Origin of the sequence: Roseomonas rosulenta (genome assembly GCF_016106005.1) — a bacterium.
Lineage (GTDB): Bacteria > Pseudomonadota > Alphaproteobacteria > Acetobacterales > Acetobacteraceae > Neoroseomonas > Neoroseomonas rosulenta.
Map to the genome: position 1 here is coordinate 1 of NZ_JACADR010000367.1, position 3,707 is coordinate 3,707.

At 74.0% G+C, this 3,707-nt stretch carries 4 protein-coding genes; 1 reads left to right on the forward strand and 3 read right to left on the reverse strand.

The genetic code is table 11. The features are described 5' to 3' along the window. The 3 genes from HW578_RS24280 to HW578_RS24290 form a co-directional block, all read right to left on the reverse strand. Window positions 1–292 (reverse strand): hypothetical protein (locus HW578_RS24280; protein WP_198373279.1); only part of this gene is annotated, 292 nt, incomplete at its 3' end. After that, window positions 289–1,182: a phosphatase PAP2 family protein gene (locus HW578_RS24285; protein ID WP_198373280.1), complete on the reverse strand. Its 894-nt coding sequence runs from the start codon at window positions 1,180–1,182 to the stop codon at window positions 289–291. The genes HW578_RS24280 and HW578_RS24285, both read right to left, overlap by 4 nt. Before the next feature lie 50 nt (window positions 1,183–1,232). After that, on the reverse strand, window positions 1,233–2,777 hold the full coding sequence (locus tag HW578_RS24290) for a winged helix-turn-helix domain-containing tetratricopeptide repeat protein (RefSeq protein WP_198373281.1): 1,545 nt from the start codon (window positions 2,775–2,777) through the stop codon (window positions 1,233–1,235). A gap of 209 nt (window positions 2,778–2,986) precedes the next feature. On the opposite strand from HW578_RS24290, the gene HW578_RS24295 reads away from it, so the two are divergent. After that, window positions 2,987–3,697 carry a hypothetical protein gene (locus HW578_RS24295; protein WP_198373282.1) on the forward strand — a complete coding sequence of 237 codons (711 nt, stop codon included), beginning with the start codon at window positions 2,987–2,989 and terminating at the stop codon, window positions 3,695–3,697. Window positions 3,698–3,707 lie beyond the last annotated feature (10 nt).

The window sequence follows — 3,707 nt, forward strand, 5'->3', positions numbered from 1 at the left end:
TCCCCCACACGCGTGGCTCCGGCCGGCGGGGCGCTGCGGCGGCCGGCGGCGGCAGCACCACCGGCGGCGCCTTCAGCCGTTCGAGATAACGGGCCGAAAGGAGGCCCTCGTTCTCCATCAGTGCAAGCAGCTTCCCGGCCGCTAACCAGGCTTCGTTCGCCAGCGAGGGACTGGCGCGCAGCACCGCGTGCAACTCGTCGAAGGAGCCGACCGCGCCGCCGCGGATGAAGTCGAGCTGCTCGGCCGCCAGGTTCAGGCGGCCGCGCGCGATGTCGATGAAGCCGCCACTCATGGCGGGTCGATCGCGCCGCCAGTGGTGCCGCCGGTCGCGAGCGTGCCGAGTTCGGCCTTGGCCTCGGCGACCAGTGCCGCATAGCGCGGCAGCGGCGCGAGGCGTGCGAGCAGCCGCGGCGCCAGCGCCTCCCCCGCGGAGCTGTCGCTCTTGAAGTGCACACCGGCGACCTCGCGGTTCTCGGCGATGCGTTCGGCCAGGGCGTTAAGCGGCGTGGCGAAGGCGGTGCGCAGCTTCGAGCCTGCCGGGAACAGGGCCTCGAGCGAGAGACGCGCCAGATGCGCCTGCAATGCGTGGTTCGAGGGGTAGGAGGCATGCGGCGGCGTCGGGATCACCGGCATCAGCGGCGGGTAGACCTGCGCGGGGCGGGCGCGCTGGTACTTCCACTTCCAGTGCATCCCCGCCAGCTGACCCACCGCCATCGCGACGGCGACGATGGTCGTCACCGCCGGCCGCGCACCGCCGCCGGCGCCCAGCATCTGCAGGAAATAGGTCTCGAAGCCGTTTGCCTGCGCGACGATCTCGGTCAGCCGGGCGGCGCGCTGCTTCGCAAGCTCGCGCAGCGCCGCCACCTCGGGGCCGAGGGTCTGCGCGCTGTCGTCCGGTGGGCCCGGATCGTCACCCTGCCAGCCGGTGGCGCCGAAGTCGCCAAGGATCGCCTGCGCGCGCAGCCAGGGCGACCACGCCGTGAGCGGGAAGCCGCCGCGCCCGAGCCCGGCGGCATTGGGCGTCGACAGCACCATCTCGCTGCCCGCCGGCACCTTGTCGAGCACACCGCCATCGAGAGGAAGCGTCAGCACGCCGCCCGTGCCGCCGCCATTCCCTCCGCCATTCCCTCCGCCGTTGCCACCGCCATTGCCGCCGCCATTGCCGAACAACATGATCGTCACGTCGCCCTCCCTTGAGTCCCTTGAGTCCCTTGCGTCCCTTCGGGCCGGCGTCAGGCCGGCAGGCCCGCCTCCACCAGCCGCTGCCCGTAGGATGCGCGCGCCGCGTCATCCCGGAAGGCCTGCTTCGCGATCATGGGCCCCACCCGGAAGCCCGGCTCCAGCGCCAGCACGCGCCGCGCCAGCGGCGCCGCATCCCCCCCGCGCCCGAGCGCCACCAGCGCCGCCGCCGTCACCCGCAGGTTCGAGGTGTAGTTCGGGCTGGAGCGCATCGACCGCAGCCCCCATTCCACCGCCGCCTCGTGGTTCTCGCTCGCGTAGTGGGCGATCGAGGCGAAATGCTCGTAGCGGAAGATCAGCGGATCCTCGGGCGAGAGCGCCAGCGCGCGTTCGGCGCGGCGCAGCGCCTCCCGGCCCTCGCCCATCCAGGCGAAGGTCGGGCTGGTCCACATCCAGGTCTCGGCATCGTTGGGGGCGGCCGCCAGCGCCCGGTCGAACAGCGCCAGCGCATCGTCGTAGCGGCGGCGCAGGATGGTGTGGTTGTGGCCGAGCAGCGCCAACGCGCGCGGATGCGATGAATCGCGCGCCAGCGCATGGTCCACCGCCGCTTCCACGGCGCGGGTGTCGGCCGCGATGTCTGCCGACCATCCCTGGCCCACCCGCAGGCTGTGCCAGTCCGCGATGGCGGCATGCACGGCCGGGAATTCGGGGTCGAGCGCGGCGGCCTGGCGCAGCATCCGACCGGCTTGCTCGAAGGCGTCCCGGTCCATGCGGAAGACCAGCTGCCGCGCCTCGAGCATCAGCGCATAGGCCTTCATGTCGGCCGGCGGGCGGCGCCGCGCGTGGACCAGCTCGGCCTCCTGCACCCGTGGCGCCAGGGTATTTGCGATGATCGCGGCGATGCGGTCCTGCGCCTCGAAGCTGCATTCGCCCGAGACGTCGAAGGACCGCTGCCACAACACCGCCGCGCTCCCGGCCTCGGCGAGTTCGACGGTGAGGCGGATCTGCGCGCCGGTGCGCCGCACCGTGCCGCCGGCAACGTAGCGCGCGCCCAGCCGCGCACCCACCGCGCGCGGGTCGCGGTCATCCTCCGCCAGGCGCAGCGTGGAGTTGGAGGAGATCACCACCGGCTCGCGCAGCGCCGCCAGGGCGCCCACCACGCCCTCCAGTACGCCCTCGGCGAAGGTGGCGAGCCCGTCATCCGCGCCCACCTGGCGGAAGGGCAACACCGCCACGACCGGCACGCCCGAGGGCAGAGGCTCCGCGCGCGGGCGCGCCTGCGCGACGGCCGGCGGAGCCTCGAGCACGTAGCCCCGTCGCGCCACCGTGCGGATCAGCGTGGCATCGGGCCCCAGCGCGCGGCGCAGTTCGACGATGCATTGCGTGATACTGTCGTCGGTGACATTCACCCCGCGCCACACGGCGTCCAGGATGTCGGCGCGCGACACCAGCCGCCCGGGGTGGCCCAGCAGCAGCATCAGGACTTCGAGCGTCTTGGGCCGCAGGATCGTCGCGGCGCCCGCGGCGCAGCGGATCACGCCGCGTTCGGGGTCGAGCACGGCGCTTCCAAGCGAGATCTCGGCTGCGGTCAGGGACATGTCCCGTTCCATGACGAATCGGCTGTGCGCGCCCATACCTTATCTGTTGCGCCGCAGCATCGGCCAGTGCGGTGATGCAGGTCACCGCGGTCGCCGCGAAGCCCGAGGTTTCGGAAAGGCTTCGGATCGCCTTCGGGACGGCCCACCGCCGCCGCTGGGAGTCTCCGCCTGCCCGGGATCGCCGGGCGTCGACCGCGGAGTCACCCCCGATGCGCCTCGCAGCCTCCCTCCTGCTCCTGGCTGGCCTGGCCTGGCCGGCCCCCGCGCCGGCGAATGGCGCACCGGCCAGCCCCGTGCTGCCGGTCGACGGCCCACCGCCGCCCCTGGTCGTCCTGCTGCCGGATGCGACGGGCGACCAGGCGCGCAGCGAGCCCTACATCGAGGCCCTGGCGCGCCGCGGCATCGCGACGCTGGTGCTCGGCATCGAGGACCAGGGCGAGGGCGACCGCGCGTCGACCGCGCCCCGCCCCGGGCAGGCCGCCATCGACCTGGTCCGCGCCTGGGCGGATGGCGATTCGGTGCGGCTCGACGGTCAGCGGATCGCGGTCATCGGCTTTGGCGCCGGCGCGCGCGTGGCGCTGACGGTCGAGGACGCGCCGGTCGTCGCGCTCGATCCGGGCTGCCGGGGTCTTGATCTGCCGCCCGCGCCGCGGCGGGCGCTGCTGGTCCATGGCCTCGCATCCGCCGATGCGGCGCTCTGCGTGGCGCTCGCCGACAGGGCGGGGCTCGCCCATCTGCCGCTGCCGGGCATCGGTCATGGGTGGGACCTGCCTGTCGTGCTGGCGCCGGGCGGGGCCCTGCTGCCGGATCCATCGGGCCCGGGCCGCCGCCGCGCCCGGCCCGACCCGATCGCCACCGCCGCGGTGGCCGAGGCGGTGGCCGAATGGATCGCCGCGCGCCTGCGGCAGGTCGGGCCGTGACAGCGCCGCG

Coding starts and splice junctions, on each gene's coding strand:
- HW578_RS24290 (WP_198373281.1), bottom strand. CDS start 2,777: ATGTCCCTGACCGCAGCCGAGATCTCGCTTGGAAGCGCCGTGCTCGAC.
- HW578_RS24295 (WP_198373282.1), top strand. CDS start 2,987: ATGCGCCTCGCAGCCTCCCTCCTGCTCCTGGCTGGCCTGGCCTGGCCG.